This window comes from Trebonia sp. (assembly GCF_049794275.1).
Classification (GTDB): Bacteria; Actinomycetota; Actinomycetes; order Streptosporangiales; family Streptosporangiaceae; genus Trebonia.
In genome coordinates, this window is the sequence record NZ_JBARCR010000385.1 from 1 (window position 1) to 2,393 (window position 2,393).

The window sequence follows — 2,393 nt, forward strand, 5'->3', positions numbered from 1 at the left end:
GGCGGACCACGCGGCGCGGCCCGGGCAGGCTGGCCGGGCCGGGCGGCACGCTCGCTAGGGTCGCTGCCCTGGGTTACAGCCCGAGCTCGGCGAGCTCGTAGACAGCGCGGTAGGGCAGGCCGCGGTCCAGGACGCGCGGCCGGGCGCCGCGTTCGACAAGGACCGCGACGCCGACTACCTCGGCGCCCGCTTCCTGCAGCGCGTCCACCGCGGTGAGCACGGAAGCACCGGTCGTGGAGGTGTCCTCGACGGCCAGCACGCGCCGGCCGGCCACGTCAGGCCCTTCGATCCGTCGCTGCGTGCCGTGCGTCTTCTCCGCCTTCCGCACCACGAACGCGTCGAGCGGCGTGCCCCGGCTGGCGGCGGCGTGCATCATGGCGCAGGCCACCGGGTCGGCGCCGAGCGTTAGCCCGCCGACCGCCTCGTAGGCCAGGTCGGCCGTGGCGTTGAGCAGCACCCGTCCGGCCAGCGGGGCGAGCCGGCCGTCGAGCAGCACCCGCCGCAGGTCCACGTAGCTGCTCGCGTGCCGCCCGGACGACAGCACGAAGTCGCCGTATATCACTGCCCTGGCCTTGATCCCGGCCAGCAGTTCGTCGCGATCGCTCACGCGTCAGAGCATATAAAGCCTGCCGCGGCAGGGTGCTCGGCGGATTGCACGGGTCGCACGCTGGGCACTTCTCTGGTTTGGGAATGCACGGAAAGCCCAACGCGGCTGGCTAGCTTTACTACCCTAGAAGAGGCGGAAAACAATCGGAAGGACGGTGACCTGCGTGGATCGCTGTGCGCTGTTCGTGGACGCGGGCTATGTACTAGCGGACGGCGCCATGGCGGTGCACGGAACGCGGCACCGGGAGTCGGTGTCCTGGGACTATGCGGGACTGACGCAATTCCTCGCCGGACTGGCCAGCGAACAGTCCGGGCTTCCGCTGTTGCGCTGCTACTGGTACGAGGCGACCGTCGAGGGCCGCCGGACCGAGGAACACGACACGCTCGCCGACCTGCCTGGGGTTAAGCTCCGGCTCGCCAAGATGCGCCCCGGGCGCCGGGAAGGCGTGGAGAGCGAGATCCACCGTGACCTCACGACCCTGGCGCGGAACAAGGCCGCGACCGACGCGATGGTCGTCAGCGCAGAGGAGGATCTCGCCCAGGTCGTCGCCGACGTTCAGGACCTCGGCATGCGGGTCACCCTGCTGCACATCGCGGTCGACGGCAACGGGGCGGTCCCCCGCGCGCTCCGGCAGGAGTGCGACGACGTCGCGGAGATCAACAGCGCGCACCTGCGCCCGTACGTCGAGCTGATCTCCGGGGCCGAGCCGCCGCGCGCGGACGAGCAGGACGCGGGCTCACTGATCGTGTTCCGCCCGGCGGCGAACGGCCACGGCCAGCCCGCGGGCAGCGCCCCGTACCCGCCAGCCCCGCAGGAAGCCGACAACGGCTACCAAGTGCCCTCTGGCTACCCAGCGTCGGCCGGAACGCCCGCCGGCGCGCCTGAGCCGCCCGCCGCCCCCCTGGACCTGGCGCCCGTCGCGCAGGACGTCCAGCAGGAGCAGCAGGACGCTCAGCTTGCTCAGCAGCAGCCTGGTCAGCACGAGCCGCAGCCTGCCCAGCAAGAGGTGGCCGCCGAGCAGGACCAGCCAGCCGCGCCCGCCGAGGACCGCCCCGCGGCGTCCGCCGCCGATTACTTCGGCGCGTCGCCCGGTCTTGCTGTGGTCCAGCCGGAGCAGGGTCACGACCAGCCTTCGCCGTCTTCGCCTGCGGAAGCTCAGGAGTACGCCGTGCGGCCCGACTGGCCCGCGGGACCCGAGTTCACGCCACGGCCCGAGGTGTACGGCGCCCCGGTGGCCGTTCCCGCGCCACCCGCCGAGCAGCCGGTCGCTCTTCCGGCGGCGCGGAACCGCGCCACCGATCTGTCCGGGTACCGCCCCGGTGCCATCCGCATGCAGCCGCCACGCGATCCGGTGAGCCGGGAGCCGCTGCCAGCCGAGCCCGGTGACGGCTGGCAGCCGGCGCCGGCTTCCGCCCAGGTTCACCGGCTGCCCGCTCGCGGAGCAGGCCAGGGCGCTGCCGCGCCGCCCCTGCCCCCGCTTGGGGTATCAGGAGCGTCTGGGGTGCCCGGGGCGCCAGGGCCAGCGATGCCACCACCAGCCGGCCAGCCGATGCCTGGGCAGCCACCGCAAGGGCAGCCGCCGCAGAGTCAGTCACTGCAGGGTCAGCCGGGTATCGCGCAGCCGGCGCCCGGGCCGTTCACTGCGCCGCAGCCGGAAACCGGTCAGCCGCCGCTAGCAGGGCAGCCGCCGGCCGGCCAGTACGGGGCGCCGGTGATGCCAATAGTCCCTGACGTCGGCTATCCGGCCCACGACGCCGGCCACACAGCCTCGCGCAACGGCTCATAC

The 2,393-nt window shown here is 73.1% G+C and carries 2 protein-coding genes; one reads left to right on the top strand and one right to left on the bottom strand.

All coding sequences use genetic code 11. The features are described from left to right. Positions 1 to 73: 73 nt before the first annotated feature. The gene (gene pyrE, locus WA805_RS10480; protein WP_422322545.1) at positions 74 to 607 is read right to left on the bottom strand and encodes an orotate phosphoribosyltransferase; all 534 of its coding nucleotides are present in this window, start codon (positions 605 to 607) and stop codon (positions 74 to 76) included. A gap of 163 nt (positions 608 to 770) precedes the next feature. Between pyrE and WA805_RS10485 the strand changes: the two genes are divergently transcribed. Further along, positions 771 to 2,393 (top strand): NYN domain-containing protein (locus tag WA805_RS10485; RefSeq protein ID WP_425242243.1); only part of this gene is annotated, 1,623 nt, incomplete at its 3' end.